The sequence below is a fragment of the Actinoplanes flavus genome (assembly GCF_017592555.1).
GTDB lineage: Bacteria > Actinomycetota > Actinomycetes > Mycobacteriales > Micromonosporaceae > Actinoplanes > Actinoplanes flavus.
In genome coordinates, this window is sequence record NZ_JAGFNS010000012.1 from 220,220 (window position 1) to 236,873 (window position 16,654).

Genomic DNA, 16,654 nt, shown 5'->3' on the forward strand with positions numbered 1-16,654 from the left:
TGGCTGATGGCCGAGCTGTCGTGCGAGGTCCTGGTGGTGGGCGCCGGCCCCACCGGGCTGATGCTCGCCAACTGGCTGACCAGGCTCGGGGTTCAGGTGATCGTCGCGGACGGCAAGGACGGCCCGACGATCGAGTCCCGGGCGCTGGTGGTGCAGGCGCGCAGTCTGGAGATCTACGATCAGCTCGGCATCGGCGATCAGGTGCTGGAGGCGGCGCACCGCGCCGAGGCGTTGTCGCCCGGTTTCGGTGCACGCAGCTTCGGGCGGATCCCGCTCGGGCCCCTCGGCGGGACGGTCACGCCGTTTCCGTACATCGAGGTGCTCGAGCAGAGCCGTAACGAGGAGATCCTCTACGAGAATCTGCAGAAGCTCGGCGGCGAGGTGTATTGGGAGTCGCCGGTCACCGCAGTCGTGCAGACCGAGGACGGGGTGGAGGCGAAGGTCGGCAACCACACCGTCCGGGCCCGGTTCTGCGTCGGCTGCGACGGCGCCAACTCGATCGTCCGGAGGGCGCGGCGGATCGACTTCGAGGGCGTCACCAATCCGCACCGGTTCTTCGTTCTCGACGCGGCCGGCGCCGCTGGACTCCAGCCGGACGCGATCAACGTCCGCCCGTACCGGGACGATTTTCTGCTCGGCTTCCCGATGCGCGGCGAGGGCAACTGGCGGCTGATCGGCCTGGTCCGAGACGAGGACGGCGACGGCGCCCTGGATGAGGAGGACGCCCGCACCCGGATGCGGCGCACGTTCGGGGTCACCTATGGCCGGTCCCGCTGGTTCGCGACGTACCGGGTGCATCACCGGGTCGCCGCGGCGTTCCGGGACGGCCCGTTCCTGCTGGCCGGGGACGCCGCCCACGTGCATTCGCCGGTCGGCGGGCAGGGCATGAACACCGGGCTCCAGGACGCCCACAATCTCGCCTTCAAGCTCGCCGACGTGCTGCGCGGGGTCCGCAAGGACAGCTGGCTGGACCGTTATGAGGCCGAGCGCCGGCCGGTCGCCCGGAAACTCGTCGCCACGACCGACCGGGTCTTCGGGGCCGTCACCTCCAGCCGATGGCCGCTGCGCGTGCTGCGACGGATCGCGGTGCCGCTGCTCGCGCCGGTCGGGGTGCGGGCGCTGCCCGGCTCGGCCGGCGGTTCACGGCTCTTCCAGTACGTGTCGCAGATCCGGATCCACTACCGGCTGGACCCGGGTGACACGCCCGGGCGGCGGCGGGACCCGGTGGTCGGGCGGCGGCTGCCGTGGGCCGACGGCAACCATGCGGCACTGCGCGCCGCGTGCTGGCAGATTCACGCGTACGGCGGGGTCACCGCGGCCGACGCACCCGACGTCGGGGTGCCGGTGCACGTCTTCCCGCCGGCGCCCGCCACCGCGCTGCGTCCCGGCCTGTTCTACCTGGTCCGGCCGGACGGTTTCGTCGCCGCGCGAGCCGAACCGGCCGAGGCCGACACCCTGTTCCGGCATGCCATGGCCAGGTGAGACGCGGTTGTCCACAGGGTGGATCTACGGGTGGCGCCGGCGATCGATCCTGTTAGGATTCGAACATGCGTTCGACTGCATCGAACACTCCGGCCGCGCAGCCAGGTCCGACCGCGCAGCGGCTCTCCGCCGCGCAAAGCATGTCGGCCGCGCTGGCCGGCCGTGCGGCCCGGGTGACGCCCGGTTCCGCGCGTGCCCCACTCGACCGTCTCCGCACGCGTGAGCGGATCGAGTCGATCGCCCGGCTCCGTGCCGCGGCCCGCGCTCTCGGAGACGTCGACGTCTCCGGGTGGGACGACGACACCCTCACCGATCACCTCGACGATCTCTCCCGGGTGCTCTGCACGCTCGATGCCGAGCTGGCCCGCGTCGCCGACGCGGTCCGGGCCCGTGGCTTCCGCATCGCGGAGGAGCCCAAGGCCGCATGACCGTCCCCCTGGCCCCGGTGCCCTTCTCGTGCGCGTGCGGGGACACGAAAGACGTAACCGGCTGTCAGGATGGGGATCGTGCGGTTTCTCGACATAGCAGCCACCTCGGCCGCCGTCGCAGCGACCTCGGGCCGCAAGGCCAAGATCGAGCTGCTGGCCGCGGCGCTGCGGCGTCTCGACCCCGGTGAGATCGTCGCCGGGGCGGCGTTCCTGGCCGGCGAGCTGCGTCAGCGGCAGACCGGTGTGGGCTACGCGTCCCTGCGTGAGCGGCCACCCGCGGCCGCCGAGGCGACGCTCACCGTGGCCGCCGTCGACGACGCGATCCAGGAGATCTCGACCGTCGCGGGAGCCGGCTCCCAGGCCCGCCGCAGACACCTGCTCGGCACGCTGTTCGCCGCCGCCACCGAGGAGGAGCAGCGGCTGCTTCTCGGCCTGTTCGGCGGCGAGCTGCGGCAGGGCGCGCAGGCCGGGCTGCTGGCCGAGGCGGTCGCGGTGGCCGCCGAAGTGCCGGTGACCGCGGTCCGCCGGGCGCTGCTGCTCTCCGGCGACCTCAGAGCGGTGGCCGTCGCGGCGCTGTCCGGCGGCGCCGCCGCGCTCGCCGAGATCCACCTGCGGGTCGGCACCCCGCTCAGCCCGATGCTGGCCGGCAGCGCACCCGACGTCGCGACCGCCCTCCAGGCCACCGGCGCCCCCGCGGTCGTCGACGTGAAACTCGACGGCATCCGCATCCAGGTGCACCGCTCCGGCGACGAGGTGGCCGTCTACACCCGCAGCCTCGACGACATCACCGCCCGCCTGCCCGAGGTGGTCGCCGCCGTCCGTGAGCTGCCGCTGCGCGAAGCGATCCTCGACGGTGAGGCGATGGCTCTCGACGACGCCGGCCGGCCGCGCCCGTTCCAGGAGACGTCGAGTCGCGCGGCGACCCGGGGTGCCCCGGCGAGTGGCCTCCGGCCGTACTTCTTCGACCTGCTTCACCTCGACGGCGCCGATCTGCTCGACGAACCCGGCCGGGTGCGCTGGGCGGCCCTCGCCGAGACACTGCCGGATTCCCTCGTCGTCGGCCGCACCGAGGCCGGGAGCGAGGAGCAGGCGGCCGCCGCCTTCGCCGCCGCCCTGGCCGCCGGGCAGGAGGGTGTCGTGATCAAGGCGCCCGACGCGGCGTACGACGTGGGCCGCCGGGGCGCCGCCTGGATCAAGGTGAAACCCCGCCACACCCTCGACCTGGTCGTCCTCGCGGTCGAGTGGGGCAACGGCCGACGCCGCGGATGGCTCTCCAACCTGCACCTCGGCGCCCGCGACCCGGACTCCGGCGGGTTCGTCATGCTCGGCAAGACGTTCAAGGGCCTGACCGACGAGCTGCTGCGCTGGCAGACGGAGCGTTTCAAAAATCTGGCCGTCTCCGACGACGGCTGGGTCGTCCGGGTCCGGCCGGAACAGGTCGTCGAGATCGCCTTCGACGGCGTCCAGACCTCACCCCGCTATCCGGGCGGGGTCGCCCTCCGGTTCGCGCGGGTGCTCCGCTACCGCGACGACAAGACCGCCGCCGAAGCCGACACCATCGCCATGGTGCGGGCTCTCCACGCCGGAGTCGCCTCCACCGGGCCCTGAACCGGCCGGGTCAGAGCGCGGCCAGACTCCGGACGTAGTTGACCTGCTGGTTGATCGACGCCACATCGCCCTCGTGCTGGACCGGGACACGGGCCACGTACTGATGGGTGCCGCTCGTCACGGTCACATGCACCGTGCCCTGCGGGACCGTCTCCTTGACCAGCAGGAGCAGCAGGCTGAGGCCGCCGGTCGGGCAGATCGCGAGAAAGGCCACCACCTTCGCCCACATCGGGGTGCGCCGCTGGGAGAGCCAGTGATCGGTGACATGCCACCGCGAGCCGGCCAGCGGAAGATCACCCACCGGCGTCCGGACCAGCGACGAGGTGACGTGGATCTCGGCGATCTCCACGATCACCGGCCCGGACGTCTCCGGGACGGCCGGGCTCTCCGGCTCCGGCGAGGGAGCGGGCGCGCCCCACGGATCACCAGACGGAAAGGTCATGCCGCCACCCTATTCGCCCTCGCCGATCGTCGCGAGGCGGCGCTCAGGGCGCGCGCCGGCCTCTACTCGATACGGCGATTTCAATGGCGTTGGCGACACCGCCGCGACGATGAGTGCTAGTCGGTCTCCGGCCGGTCGGCCGTCACGGTCGCGGCCCGCGATGCGGCGGCCTCGGCGGCCCGCCGGTCCGCCTCCGCGACCCGGTCACGCTCACGCGGAGCCGCGGCCTTGCGCTGATCGGCCGCCTCGACGCGGTCGCGGGGGCGGTCGGCCGTCCGCACCGGCCCGGAGCCGGACGGCTTCCCGGGAGCGCCCGCCGACTCGAGGGCCTCCCGCCGGGCCTGCCAGCCGTACAGCACGAAGACCATCCCGGCGAAGAGCCACCACTGGACGGCGTAGCCGCCGTTCTGCCAGGAGTCCTCGTGCGGGATCGGGATCGGGACGAAAGCCGGATCGGCCGCCGGTGTCTGTTCGGTCAACAGGACATACGCCCCGTACACCGGGAAGGGAAGCTCGGTGGCCAGACGCGGCAGATTGATCCGCCGGGTGTCCAGGCGCCCGTCCCGCCTGTCCACCGGCGCGGGTCGGCTTTCCGACAGGTGGATCTGCCCGACGACCGTGACCTGCCCGGTCGGGGCGGGCGGAACCTCGGGTGCGGCGAGCGCCCCGCCGGGCGGCGCGGGCACCCAGCCACGATCCACCAGAACGGCCGTGCCGTCCTCCAGGACGAGCGGCGTCAGGATCTCGAAACCGACCTTGCTGCCCACCGTGCGGCCCCGCGCCTGGATCTCGTTGGCCGGGTCGTAGCGGCCGCTGAGAGAGACCTTTGTCCAGGCCAGAGCCTTGCCGGGGGCGGCGCCCGGCGTGCCCGCCGCGGTCGGCGCGCTCAGCAGCGAGGTCAAGGCGACGGCGTCGACGGCATTCGCGGCGTCGATCCGGTCATTGATGGCCGTGCGTTCCTCATGCCGGTGCAACTGCCAGTTGCCGAGCATGACCATCACCACCGAGGCGACGACGGTGAGCGCGGCCGCGGCCAGCCAGCGGGGGGTCAGCAGGAACCGGTACACCCCCTGAGGCTACCCGGCTAGGCGATAGTCGCTGCTCCAGCCAGGTAGTCTGCGACATCCGGCAGTCGACGAGAAGTGGCGGCCGCCTGCGGAAACCTCGGGGGAGACATTGATCACCGCCCAGCCTCGTCTGGTCGTGAGCGCGCCGTCGTCCGGCCACGGCAAGACGGCCATCGCCGTGGGACTGCTCGCCGCGCTCAGCGGACGCGGCATCCCGACCGCGGGCTTCAAAGTCGGCCCGGATCACACCGACGCGGCGTACCTCGGACTGGCCGCCGGACGCCCCGGCCGCAACCTCGACCCGCGCCTGGTCGGCGCGCAGCGTGTCGCGCCGCTCTTCGCGCACGGCGCGTCCGGTGCGCAGGTCACCGTCATCGAAGGCGCGATGGGCCTGTTCGACAGCCTCACCGGTCAGCCCGAGGTCGACGGCACCGCATCGGTGGCCGCCGCGCTGCGGGCCCCCGTCGTGCTGGTGGTGGACGTCGCCGCGATGGGCCACTCGCTGGCCGCGCTCGTCCACGGCTTCCGGATGTTCGACGAGATGGTGCACCTCGGCGGCGTCATCCTGAACCGGGTCGCCTCCGAACGGCACGAACAGATGCTGCGCAGCGCGATGGACGACATCGGCATGCCGGTGCTCGGCGCCCTGCATCGCGGTGATCTTCCCAACGTGCTGCCCGCCCGGTCACACGGGCTCGTTCCGGTCGCCCACCGGACCGTCGAGGCCGGCCGCGCCGTGCGCCGCCTCGGCGAGGCGGTGGCGAGCGCCCTCGACATGGAGCGGCTGATGGCGCTCGCCGCGTCGGCGCCGCCGATCCCCGGCCCGCTCTGGACCCCGGCCGAGGCGGCCGGGGACGTCCCGTTCGACCAGCGGCCACTGATCGCCCTGGCCGGTGGCCAGGGCGCCCCCTACACCTACGTGGAGACGGCCGAGTTGCTCACCGCGGCCGGCGCCGACGTCGCGGTCGTCGATCCGCTGCGCGACGAGGCACTCCCTCCGGGCACGCGCGGCCTGGTGGTCGGTGCGGGCCTTCCCGAGGGGTACGCGGAAGAGCTCTCCGCCAATCGCCGCCTCTGCTCGGCCGTCGCCCAGTTCGCCCGCGACGGCTGGCCCGTGGTGGCCGAGGGCGTCGCCCTGCCGTGGCTCGGCCGGGAACTCGACGGGCGACCCATGTGCGGCGTCCTCGACGCCACCGCCACCACCGGGGAGCAGACCGTCGCCGGCTACCGCGAGGCGACCGCACCCGGCATGTCCGTGCTGGCGCCCGCGGGCGCCCGGATAACCGGCTACAAACAGCACCGGGCGGTGGTCACCCCCCGCTCCGGCGCGAACCCGGCCTGGACCTGGTCCGGCGGCAATCCGGAAGGCTTCGTCTGGCGTCAGGTGCACGCCTCACAGCTGGGCCTGCACTGGGCCGCCGCCCCGGAGATCGCCCGCCGCCTGGTCGCGGCCGCGCACGCCGGCCCGCAGGGCCCCGGATCGTCCCACCCGTCCGCGGGCATGCCCCCGTCTCCGTCGCAGGGCATGCCGCCCGGTCCCCCTTCCGGCCAGCCGCAGGGTGTTCCGTCCGGCCCGCAAGGTGTTCCGTCCGGCCCGCAGGGTTCGCCGCCCGGCTCGCAGGGCATGCCGGCCGGTTCGCCCTCCGGGATGCCGCCCGGAATGGTGCCGTCCGGCCACCCGGCCATGGCGCCGGCCGGTGCCGGTCTGCCGCCGGTTCAGGGATCGCCCGCCGGCCCCGGCACGAGTGGCACACCCGCACAGGGCGTCCCGGACACGGTGGTCCTCACCACCTCGGGCCCGGGCTCCTCGAGCGCGGCCTCCGGCATGCCGCACGGCATGAACCATCCCGGTCACGGCGCTCCCGGCTCCGGCCTGCCGGGCGCAGACGCCTACGGCCAGGATTTCCCCGGTCATGACGCCCCGGGCCAGAGTGCCTTCGGTTCCGATCGCCCGGAGCGGGGCGAGCCCGGCCAGGGCACCTTCGGTCCGGATTTCCCGGAGCGGGGCGTGTCGGGTCAGGGTGGCTTCGGTCCGGATTTCCCGGAGCGGGGCGTGTCGGGTCAGGGTGGCTTCGGTCCGGATTTCCCGGAGCGGGGCGCGTCGGGTCAGGGTGGCTTCGGTCCGGACTTCCCCGAGCGGGGCGCTTCCAGCCCCGGACCATCCGGCTCCGGCCAGTCCGGCCCGGGCGGTTTCGGGCCCGGTTCCGGTTCCGGTTCCGGCCAGTCTGGTCCGAATGGGTTCGGTTCCGGCTCCGACCAGTCTGGTCCGAACGGGTTCGGTTCCGGTTCCGGTCAGTCTGGTCCGAACGGGTTTCGGCCCGGCTCCGGGCTACCGGGTCACGGCGGGCCCGGACAGGGCATGCCGACCAGCCCCGGCCCGGCCATGGCCCCCGGACCGGCGATGTCGTCCGGCCCGGTCATGCCACCTGGCCCATCCATGTCACCTGGCCAGCCCATGTCGTCCGGGCCGTCCATGCCGCCCTCGGCGGGGCCGATCGTGTTGCAGGGGCAGGTGCTGCCCCCGCTCGGCCGGCAGAGCAACGGCAGGCCCTCCGGCCCCGACATGCCCGGCTCGGACCACGGGATGCCGGCCGGCCCCGACGACCACCCGGCCCCGGACTTTCCCGTCCATTCCTGACCGTTCCTCCCGCGAAGTGCTCCGCCAACCGAGGATCCCGTCTGTTCGAGGGCGATTCCCCAGCCTCGACGGGTGAGCTGAGGCGAAGCGTCGCCGGTTGGGGAAGGTCGCCGGCCGGCTGAGACGGCTCACCGTCCCGTCGGCGCGAGAAGACCGTGCGGCGTCCCGCCGATGCCGTCCGTTGTCGCCGTGCGATCTTCTCCGTCGACAGGGCAGGCCCGAGCCGGCTGTCCGCTGCCGCGGCGAGTGCGGCTCCGCCGCCGGAAGCGACCCAGCGTGCGAAAGGCCGGATCTCGGGCTGCGAAGTTGTCGTACCCCCCTCGTACCGTGAGGGCTACGAGAACCGAAGGAGGTGGATCGTGGCCGATCGTGTGCCGCTGGATTTCGACCCGCCGGTTCGTCAGATCAGAGCCCTGCTCCTGGGGGTCGACGATCGTGACCTGACCGCCCCGACGCCCTGCCCGGGCTGGCCGGTCGCCGCGCTGCTCGATCATCTGATGGGTCTGGCCCACGCTTTCACCTTGGCCGCCCGCAAGCGTTCGGGCCTCGACGGCCCACCACCCGAGCCGTCCGCCGACCACCTGTCCCGGCACTGGCGCAGCCGGCTTCCGGTGCTGCTGGCCGAGTTGTCCATGGCGTGGAAGGATCCGGCCGCCTGGACCGGCACGGCGCAGGCGGGCGGTGTCACCCTGCCCGCCACCGCGATGGGCGCCGTCGCGATGACTGAGCTGGTCATGCACGGGTGGGATCTCGCCCGGGCGACCGGCCAGGACTACGCGGCCGACCCGCGCGCACTGGAGCAGTTGATCGAGTTCCTCGGGCAGGGGCCGGCCGAGGGCACGCCGGGCCTGTTCGGTCCACAGGTGCCGGTCGGTCCGGAGGAGGACCTGCTGGCCCAGGCGCTGGGCCTGGCCGGCCGCGATCCGGCCTGGCGACCGCCCCGCCGCCGACCAGCCAGGACCGCCCGGCCGATTCTCCCCGCCCGCGACTGAGGTCAGCCGGTCCACCTTGCCGGGCGGCCGTTCCGGGCCGCGGCAGGGCCGGCCGGGTGGCTGGTGCGGGTCCGCGTTGCCGGGCGGTCGTTCTGGGGCGCGGCAGGAGCGGCGGGTGGCTCGTGCGGGTCCGCGTCGCGGGCGGTCGTTCCGGGTCGCGGTAGGGGCTGGCCGGGTGGCTGGTGCGGGTCCGCGTTGCCGGGCGGTCGTTCTGGGGCGCGGCAGGGCCGGCCGGGTGGCTGGTGCGGCCGGGCGGGGCCGTCACCAGACGAGCTTGTCGGAGGGTGGGGTGAATTTGAGTTTGGGTTCGTCCTGGAGGGCGTCCCGCAAGGTCTGGGCGACCGTGTATTTCGACAGCGTCGAGCGGCCCGACCCGACCAGGTGTTCCGGGTTGTCCGGGTCGGCGACGAAGGCGGAGGCCGCCAGCTGGGGGGTGTAGCCACTGAACCAGGCGGTCTTGTTGCCGTCGGTCGTGCCGCTCTTGCCGGCGACCGGGCGCTGCAGGACGCCGTAGACCATCGAGGAGGTGCCCCAGCCGCAGCGGCCGCGTGCCGCGCCGTAACCGGTGACGCAGCGGGCCGCGTCGGTGGCCGCGCGTGCGACGTTCTCCTTGACGGCCTGGTGGCAGCGGGGTGCGGCGACCAGGCGTTCCTGGTGGACGGCGTGGGTTCCGTCGGGGTTGCGGATGCTGAGCACCGGCAGCGGCTCGCAGTAGCGGCCCTCCGCGGCCAGGGTGGCGAAGACGTTCGCCATCTCGACCGGGGTGGCGTCGCTGACGCCCAGGGTGAAGGCGCCCCAGTCGGCGGCGTGTTCCCTGGTGGCGAGCTCCTTGTCGACGGCGGTGCGCCAGCGCAGCCCGAGACGTTCCGCCATCCGTACCGCCTTGTCCGCGCCGACCCGCTGTTCCAGCTGTACGAAGTAGGTGTTGACCGATTTGCCGAAGCCGCTCCACATGGTCTGCGTGCCGGTCATCGACTGGCTGGAGTTCTTCGGGCACCAGTAGATGCCGCAGGTCGCCGGCCCGGGCGCGGTGATGTATTGGGAGACGTAGCGTTGCGGCGCGTAGAAGGAGGTGGACAGTGGCAGCCCGGCGTCCAGGGCGGCCAGCAGCGTGAAGATCTTGAAGGTGGAGCCGGCCTGGTATCCGGCCATGTCACCGCCGCCGAGCAGCGGGTTGACCGTGTTGGGGTAGTTGCCCTTCTCGCCGTCCTTCCTCCGCCAGTCGGTGTGCCGCCCGTTGTCCTCCTGGTCCAGCGAGTAGTTTCGGTTGACGGCCATGCTCAGCACCCGGCCGGTTCCGGGCTGCACCACGACCTGCCCGTGGGCGAAGGGGCTGCCGCGTCCTTCCTTCTCCAGTACGTGCCGCAGCGCGTACCGCTGGATCTTGGGGTCTATGGAGGTGACCACCCGGTAGCCGCCGCGGCGCAACTGGGCCTCGCGTTCCTGGGGGTTGGCGCCGAAGGCGGGCTGTTCTCGCCACCAGCTCTTGAAGTAGTCGCAGAAGAAGCCCCAGTCGTTGTGCTTCGCCGGCACCGAGACGCAGTCGTTGGGCGGGGTGCTCAGCTTGAGTTTGATCCTCGAACGGAGGGCGGTGGCGGCCTGCTCGGCGGTGATCGCGTTCATCTTCCGCATCTGGTCGATGACGTAGTTGCGGCGGTCCAGGGCGGCACCTCGGTCGTTGGTCGCCGGGTCGTAGGCGGAGGGTGCCTTGACCAGCCCGGCGAGCAGTGCCGCCTCGGTGAGGGTGAGGTCGCGCGGCGCCTTGGAGAAGAAGACCTGGGAGGCGGCGAAGATGCCGTAGGCGCGGTGCCCGAAGTAGGCGGAGTTGAGGTAGCGCTCGAGGATCTCGTCCTTGGTGAGCCGCTGTTCCACTTCGATGGCGAGCCGCATCTCGCGCAGTTTGCGGGTGGCGGTCTGCTCGGTGGCCTTGAGCGCCGCGGTCGGTGTCTTGGCGCTGTCCCGCAGCGCCATCCGCACGTACTGCATGGTCAGTGTGGACGCGCCCTGGGAGACGCCGCCGGCCTGCTGGTTGGCGACGAAGGCCCGGGCCACGCCTTTGGGGTCGACGCCGTTGTGTTCGTAGAAGCGGGCGTCCTCGGAGGCCACGATCGCCTTGACCAGGTAGGGCGACATGTCGTCGAGGTCGGTGTGCTTGCGGTGTTCCTCGTAGAACATCGTGAGCAGTGTCCTGCCGTCGGCCGCGTAGACGTAGGTGGTCTGGGCCGGTGGTGTCTCGGTGAGCTGTTCCGGCATGTTCTCCAGCGCCTCGGTGCCGGCTTTGACGCCCATCCCGGCCAGTGCGGTGAAGGGGTAGGAGAGGCCGGCGAGGACCAGTCCGGCGATGAGCCCGGCCCGGATCAGCATGGCGACTTTTCCGGCTACGGTGAGGCGTCGGCTCGTCACCCTTCGAAGGTATGACAAAAAGCCTCATGTTCTCCCGAAACGGCCGAAGTGTGGCGTGGTCGGCCGTCCGGCATGCTGAGCCCATGAGTTTCGACCTCGATCATCATGGCGACGCCGAGGTGGGCGCGGGCCTGATCGATCTCGCGGTCAACGTGCGGCACCAGGCCATGCCCGCCTGGCTGGCCGGGCCGATCACGGCGTCGCTGAGCGAGCTCTCGGCGTACCCGGACGACCGCGCCGCCACCGCGGCCGTCGCCGCCCGGCACCGCCGCGACCCGGCCGAGGTGCTGCTCACCGCGGGCGCCGCCCAGGGTTTCGTGCTGCTCGCGCAGGCGTTGCGGGGCGCCCGGCGGCCGGTCGTGGTGCATCCGCAGTTCACCGAGCCGGAGGCGGCCCTGCGTAACGCCGGCCACCGGGTGGAGCGGGTGATCCTGCGCGAATCGGACGGCTTCCGGCTCGATCCGGGGCTGGTTCCGGACGACGCCGACCTGGTCTTCGTCGGCAACCCGACCAACCCCACGTCGGTTCTGCACCCGGCCGCCGACCTGGCGAAACTGGCTCGCCCGGGGCGCGTGCTGGTGGTCGACGAGGCGTTCGCCGACACCACCTTCCGGCCGGGCGTGCCGGGTGAGCCGGAGTCCCTGGCCGAGCGCCGCGACCTGCCCGGCCTGGTGGTGCTGCGCAGCCTCACCAAGACCTGGGGCCTGGCCGGCCTGCGCATCGGCTACCTGCTCGGGCCGGCCGACCTGCTGCGCCGGCTGGCCGCCGTACAGCCGCTGTGGGCGGTCTCCACACCGGCGCTCGCCGCGGCCGCCGCCTGCGCCTCGCCGGTCGCTGTCGCGACCGAGCGGGAGATCGCGGCGGCCCTCGCCGCCGAGCGTGCCCATCTGGTGGAACGGCTGCGGCGAGTGCCGAGCGTCACGGTCCCGGGCGACCCGGCCTCCGCGTTCGTTCCGGTACGCCTCCCCGCCGCCGATCAGATACGCGCTGAGCTGCGCCGACGCGGCTACGCGGTACGACGTGGCGACACCTTCCCGGGGCTGGGCCTCGACTGGCTCCGGATTGCGGTGCGCGACACTGCCACCACTGACGGATTCGTGCAGACTCTGACCGAAGTGATCGAGGAGCGACCGTGACGCTGGAGACCACCCTGGCGGCCATCCGGCCCGCCGATGACGGGGCCATGACCGCCGCCCGCGAGTTGCAGGCGCGGCTCACCAAGCCGGCCGGTTCGCTGGGCGCGCTGGAGGAGTTGTCGGTGCGCCTCGCCGGGCTGGCCGGGGTGTGCCCGCCGCCGCTGCCGGAGCCGGCCACCGTCGCGGTCTTCGCCGGCGACCACGGGGTGCACGCCCAGCGGGTGACGCCGTGGCCGCAGGAGGTCACCGCCCAGATGGTGGCGAACTTCGTGGCCGGCGGCGCGGTGGTCAACGCGTTCGCCCGGCAGGCCGGCGCGGACGTCATGGTGGTCGACGTCGGCGTCGCCGTCCCGCTGCACGGCGGGCCGAACCTGCTGGACGCGAACGTGCGGCGTGGCACCCGGGACATGACGGCCGGCCCGGCGCTCACCCGTGCGGAGGCGCTGGCCGCCGTCGAGGTCGGCATCCAGGTCGCCACGACCCTCGTCGACCAGGGCGCCCGCGCGCTGCTCACCGGCGACATGGGCATCGCCAACACGACCCCGGCCGCGGCGCTGATCGCCGTGTTCACCGGCGCGTCCGCGGAGGCGGCGACCGGGCGGGGCACCGGCGTCGACGACGAGACGTACCACCACAAGATCTCCGTGGTGGCGGCCGCCCTCCAGCGGCACGTACCCGATCCCGCCGACCCGCTGGGCGTGCTCGCCGCGGTCGGCGGCCTGGAGCACGCCGCGCTGACCGGGTTCATCCTGGGCGCCGCCGCGCGCCGCGTACCGGTGATCGTCGACGGTGTGATCGCGGCGTCGGCCGCGGTCGCGGCGGCGGCCTTCGCCCCGGACTCGGTGGCCGCCATGGTCGCCGGGCACCGTTCCGCCGAGCCGGGCGCGACCGTGGCGCTCGCCCACCTCGGCCTGGAACCGCTCCTCGACCTGGGCATGCGCCTCGGCGAGGGCAGCGGCGCGGTGCTGGCCCTGCCCGTCGTGTCGGCCGCCGTGCGCGTGCTGCACGAGGTGGCGACGTTCGATGCGGCGGGAGTGTCCGAGAAGTGAGCATCTATCCGTTGGGCCTGCGGATCGAGGGCCGCCGCGTGCTGGTGGTCGGCGGGGGCACCGTCGCCACCCGCCGGGTGCCGGCGCTGATCGCGGCGGGCGCCCGGGTCGAGATCGTGGCGCCGGAGCTGACCCCCACGCTGCGCGGGCACGTCGACGCCGGCCGGGCCGTCTGGACGCCGCGGCGCTTCGCGCCCGCCGACGTCGAGGGCGCGTGGCTGGTCCATGTCGCGATCGACGATCCGGAGGCGGCCGCGCAGGTCAGCCTGGCGGCCGAGGATCAACGGATCTTCTGCGTACGGGCGGACGACCGGGACGCGGCCACCGCGTGGACCCCGGCCGTCACCCGGCATGGCCAGGTGACCGTGGCGGTCACCGACGGTGGCGACCGTCGCCGGGCCATGGCGGTGCGCGACATGGTGGCCGGTGTCCTGGAGGCCACCCCGCCGGCCGCGCCCGAGCTCAAGGGGGTGGCCCTGGTCGGGGCCGGCCCCGGCGACCCCGAGCTGATCACCGTGAAGGGCCGTCGCCTGCTCGCCGCCGCCGACGTGGTGGTGGCCGACCGGCTGATCCCCGGCATGCTTCTCGGCGAGCTGCGCCCCGAGGTCGAGCTGATCGACGCCGCCAAGATCCCGTACGGTCCGCAGGCCGCCCAGGAGGAGATCAACCGCATCCTGGTGGACCGGGCGAGCCAGGGCCGTTTCGTGGTCCGGCTCAAGGGCGGCGACAACTTCGTCTTCGGCCGTGGCGGCGAGGAGGCGCTGGCGTGCGCCCGGGCCGGTGTGCCGGTGCTGGTCGTCCCCGGGGTGACCAGCTCGATCGCGGCGCCCGCCCTGGCCGGCATCCCGGTCACCCACCGCGGGGTGGCGCACGAGTTCACGGTCGTCTCCGGGCACATCCCGCCGGACCATCCGGACACGCTCGTCGACTGGGCGGCGCTGGCCCGGATGCGCGGCACCGTCGTGGTGATGATGGGCCTGAAGAACCTGCCGCTGATCGCCGCGCGGCTGATCGCCGAGGGCCGCTCGGCGGACACCCCGGTCGCGGTCGTGCAGGAGGGGTCGACGGCCCACCAGCGGTCGCTGACCAGCACGCTGGGCACGGTGGCCGAGGAGGCCGCGACGGCGGGGATCCGGCCTCCGGCGGTCGTCGTGATCGGCGACGTCGTCGCGGTCGGCGAGAGCGTGACGCCCGTTTCGAGCTGAAGCGCGCGTCACCCGTACCGGAAAGAAGGGACGCCGGGCCGAAAACGGCCCGGCGCCCGATCTCAGTCCCGGGTCTTCTCGTCGTCGACGCCGAGCTCGTCGAGGAACGTCTTGGCCCACCGGGCCACGTCGTGGGTCCGCAGATGACGCTGCATGACCCGCATCCGGCGCTTGAGCTCGGCCCGTTCGGCGCCGACCGCCCGCAGCAGGGCGTCCTTCACCCCGTCCGGGTCGTGCGGGTTGCAGAGGAACGCCTGCCGCAGCTCGGTGGCGGCGCCCGCGAACTCGCTGAGCACCAGCGCGCCGCCGGTGTCGCCCCGGCAGGCGATGTACTCCTTGGCGACCAGGTTCATCCCGTCGCGCAGCGGGGTCACCATCATCACGTCGGCCGCCGCGTACATCGCGGCCAGCTCCTGTTTGCTGACCGACTGGTGCAGGTAGTGCACGGCCGGCGTGCCGACCCGGCCGAACTCGCCGTTGATCCGGCCGACCTCGCGCTCCACCCGCACCCGCAGCGTCTGGTAGTGCTCGACCCGCTCCCGGCTCGGCGTGGCGACCTGCACCATCACCGCCTCACCGACGTTGAGCTTGCCGTCGGCGAGCAGCTCCCGGAACGCCTTGAGGCGCAGCTCGATGCCCTTGGTGTAGTCCAGCCGGTCGACGCCGAGCACGATGGTCTTGGGATCGCCCAGCTCGGCCCGGATCTGCTTGGCCCGGGCCTGGACCGCCGGGTCGGCGGCGAGCTTCTCCATGTCGGCGGTGTCGATGCTGATCGGGAAGGCGCCGGCCTTGACCCGCCGGCCGTCCACCTGGATCGACTGGCCCTCGTAGCGCAGCCCGAGCAGGTGCCGGGCCAGGCGGACGAAGTTCTGCGCGGCCAGCCGCTGCTGGAAGCCGACCAGGTCGGCGCCGAGCAGCCCGCGCAGGATCTCGGCCCGGAAGGGCATCTGCATGAACAGCTCGATCGGCGGGAACGGGATGTGCAGGAAGAACCCGATCCGCAGGTCCGGCCGCATCTCCCGGAGCATGGCCGGGACCAGCTGCAACTGGTAGTCCTGCACCCAGACGGTGGCGCCCTCGGCGGCCACCTCCGCCGCGGCCTGCGCGAACCGGTGGTTGACCACCCGGTACGTCTCCCGCCAGCGTCGTTTGTAGACGGGTGTCTCCACCGCGTCGTGGTAGAGGGGCCAGATCGTCGCGTTGGACTGCCCCTCGTAGTAGCGCTCCAGCTCCTCGGCGCTGAGTGGAACGGGATGGATGTGGATGCCTTCGAGTTCGAATGGCTCGGGCGCTGGTCCGTCCCCGCCGGCCCAGCCGATCCAGGTGCCGCGGTGCTGAGCCAGCACCGGATGCAGGGCCGTGACCAGGCCACCCGGACTGGGTCGCCACTGTTTCTCACCGTCCGTCGTGGTGACCTCGTCCACGGGCAGACGGTTGGCGACGACGACGAAGGAACTTCGTTGGGCCACGCTGAGTACACCTCCGAGTGGTTTCTGTTCCCAAGATGAGCCTACTGTGTGTAAGCTCCCGCTCTCTCACCACCTCCACCCGACCGCCCGGGCCGAGGCGTGATGGACCCGCCGGGAACCGGGTGTCATCCTGTGCCGGTGACACCGCTCGATGATCATTCCCAGCGACGGCGGCCGTTGTTCATCCCTGTGGTGATCGCCACGGCGGTGCTGACGGTCGGCGGCTTGGTCACCGGGTATGTGCTCTCCCGCGGCCGTGAGGCGAAGAACCCCGAACCGGGCATCTCGCAGGGGCCCAGCCTGCTGGCGGTGGGGCCGCTGTGCCGGCCGGAGACGCAGGCGATGGGCGAGAAGGCGGGCGCCGTCGGGGAGTTGCGCCAGGTGCTGCGCGTGCGGACCGAGAGCCGTACGGTCGTCTGGATCTGCCAGGACGAGGCGGCGCACCTCTACTACCACGCGAACAAGGGCGGCGGGGAGGCGAAGTGGGTGGAGAACAAGACGGCGCTGTTCCTGGACAACGTGAGCCACGACGATGCCGGCCGCGAGTTCTGGGCGGCGGCCGAGGACGGCGCCATCTTCGCGGTCAACGCCGACAAGCTGATCATCACGCACGAGGACGGCCGGGTCGAGGAACAGGACGTCGTCCCGGAGTGACAGCCGGGGTTGCCGTTCGCCGCGCGCGGGCAGGTGGAAAGATTGTCCTTTGATTCCGGCACCGACAACCCACGATCTCGG

The 16,654-nt window shown here is 72.8% G+C and carries 13 protein-coding genes; 9 read left to right on the forward strand and 4 right to left on the reverse strand.

The window, feature by feature from the left end:
* Positions 1 to 6: 6 nt before the first annotated feature.
* The 3 genes from J5X75_RS20140 (at position 7) to J5X75_RS20150 (ending at position 3,518) form a co-directional block, all read left to right on the forward strand.
* On the forward strand, positions 7 to 1,482 hold the full coding sequence (locus J5X75_RS20140) for an FAD-dependent monooxygenase (protein ID WP_208468939.1): 1,476 nt from the start codon (positions 7 to 9) through the stop codon (positions 1,480 to 1,482).
* Positions 1,483 to 1,622: 140 nt separating this feature from the next.
* Entirely contained in the window at positions 1,623 to 1,910 is a 288-nt protein-coding gene (locus J5X75_RS20145) for a hypothetical protein (protein WP_238488627.1), read from the forward strand.
* Positions 1,911 to 1,979: 69 nt separating this feature from the next.
* On the forward strand, positions 1,980 to 3,518 hold the full coding sequence (locus tag J5X75_RS20150; RefSeq protein WP_238488546.1) for an ATP-dependent DNA ligase: 1,539 nt from the start codon (positions 1,980 to 1,982) through the stop codon (positions 3,516 to 3,518).
* A gap of 10 nt (positions 3,519 to 3,528) precedes the next feature.
* Here J5X75_RS20150 and J5X75_RS20155 read toward each other — a convergent pair whose 3' ends face one another.
* Both J5X75_RS20155 and J5X75_RS20160 read right to left on the reverse strand, forming a co-directional pair.
* A complete protein-coding gene (locus tag J5X75_RS20155; protein WP_208468941.1) occupies positions 3,529 to 3,960 on the reverse strand; it encodes a hypothetical protein in 432 nt (143 codons plus the stop codon).
* Positions 3,961 to 4,076: 116 nt separating this feature from the next.
* Complete coding sequence (locus J5X75_RS20160) at positions 4,077 to 5,027, reverse strand: SURF1 family cytochrome oxidase biogenesis protein (RefSeq protein WP_208468942.1); 951 nt, start codon at positions 5,025 to 5,027, stop codon at positions 4,077 to 4,079.
* Between the two features lie 136 nt (positions 5,028 to 5,163).
* Here J5X75_RS20160 and J5X75_RS20165 point away from each other — a divergent pair, with 136 nt between their 5' ends.
* Together J5X75_RS20165 and J5X75_RS20170 are read left to right on the forward strand one after the other, a co-directional pair.
* Positions 5,164 to 7,665, forward strand: coding sequence for a cobyrinic acid a,c-diamide synthase CobB (locus J5X75_RS20165; RefSeq protein WP_307798174.1), 2,502 nt, complete (start codon positions 5,164 to 5,166; stop codon positions 7,663 to 7,665).
* Between the two features lie 359 nt (positions 7,666 to 8,024).
* A complete protein-coding gene (locus J5X75_RS20170; protein ID WP_208468944.1) occupies positions 8,025 to 8,657 on the forward strand; it encodes a TIGR03086 family metal-binding protein in 633 nt (210 codons plus the stop codon).
* 261 nt (positions 8,658 to 8,918) lie between these two features.
* Here the strand turns inward: J5X75_RS20170 and J5X75_RS20175 are convergent, their stop codons facing one another.
* Positions 8,919 to 11,060, reverse strand: coding sequence for a transglycosylase domain-containing protein (locus tag J5X75_RS20175; RefSeq protein ID WP_208468945.1), 2,142 nt, complete (start codon positions 11,058 to 11,060; stop codon positions 8,919 to 8,921).
* Positions 11,061 to 11,143: 83 nt separating this feature from the next.
* Here J5X75_RS20175 and cobC point away from each other — a divergent pair, with 83 nt between their 5' ends.
* Genes cobC through cobA form a run of 3 tightly spaced genes read left to right on the forward strand, consistent with a single transcriptional unit; the run spans position 11,144 to position 14,450 of the window.
* Positions 11,144 to 12,196 (forward strand): Rv2231c family histidinol phosphate aminotransferase CobC, encoded by a 1,053-nt coding sequence (gene cobC, locus J5X75_RS20180; RefSeq protein WP_238488548.1) that lies wholly within the window; start codon positions 11,144 to 11,146, stop codon positions 12,194 to 12,196.
* Entirely contained in the window at positions 12,193 to 13,245 is a 1,053-nt protein-coding gene (gene cobT / locus J5X75_RS20185; RefSeq protein WP_208468947.1) for a nicotinate-nucleotide--dimethylbenzimidazole phosphoribosyltransferase, read from the forward strand. The genes cobC and cobT overlap by 4 nt, the downstream gene beginning before the upstream one ends.
* Complete coding sequence (cobA, locus tag J5X75_RS20190; RefSeq protein ID WP_208468948.1) at positions 13,242 to 14,450, forward strand: uroporphyrinogen-III C-methyltransferase; 1,209 nt, start codon at positions 13,242 to 13,244, stop codon at positions 14,448 to 14,450. The genes cobT and cobA overlap by 4 nt, the downstream gene beginning before the upstream one ends.
* Before the next feature lie 62 nt (positions 14,451 to 14,512).
* Here cobA and J5X75_RS20195 read toward each other — a convergent pair whose 3' ends face one another.
* Positions 14,513 to 15,919, reverse strand: a complete 1,407-nt coding sequence (locus tag J5X75_RS20195; RefSeq protein ID WP_208468949.1) for an alpha,alpha-trehalose-phosphate synthase (UDP-forming) — start codon at positions 15,917 to 15,919, stop codon at positions 14,513 to 14,515.
* A 138-nt stretch (positions 15,920 to 16,057) separates the two neighbouring features.
* Here J5X75_RS20195 and J5X75_RS20200 point away from each other — a divergent pair, with 138 nt between their 5' ends.
* Complete coding sequence (locus tag J5X75_RS20200) at positions 16,058 to 16,573, forward strand: hypothetical protein (protein ID WP_307798175.1); 516 nt, start codon at positions 16,058 to 16,060, stop codon at positions 16,571 to 16,573.
* The last annotated feature ends 81 nt before the right edge of the window (positions 16,574 to 16,654 follow it).